At 51.1% G+C, this 317-nt stretch carries 1 protein-coding gene; it reads left to right on the top strand.

The annotated features are described in order from the left end of the window. Positions 1 to 141: 141 nt before the first annotated feature. The coding region (locus EZM41_RS01200; protein WP_232618898.1) for an efflux RND transporter permease subunit at positions 142 to 317 on the top strand (176 nt) is incomplete at its 3' end.

Below are 317 nucleotides of genomic sequence, written 5' to 3'. Positions count from 1 at the left end.
AGTGCAAAACCGTGCTCGCCAACGAGCAGGTGATCGAAGGCAATTGCTGGCGCTGTGGCACGCCGGTAAGAAAACGAAGCCTTGAGCAGTGGTTCTTGCGCATATCAGACTACGCTCACTACGATTTTTGGGTAGCTGCCGTTGGCTTTAAGTCGCGGTGAAGGTGCGGAGATATGGAGGCCGCTGGCAGTTACAGTTTTAGGAGGATTATTGCTTTCTACACTGGTAACGCTTATCCTAGTGCCTGTAGTTTACAGTTTAGTGGAGGAAAAGGTCAGGAGAAAGAAGCGCTTCGTCGAAGCTAAGGAGGGAGCTCA

Origin of the sequence: Acetomicrobium sp. S15 = DSM 107314, from assembly GCF_016125955.1 — a bacterium.
GTDB lineage: Bacteria > Synergistota > Synergistia > Synergistales > Thermosynergistaceae > Thermosynergistes > Thermosynergistes pyruvativorans.
Note: the sequence above shows the minus strand (reverse complement) of the source record. Positions and strands in the feature narration are given on the sequence as shown.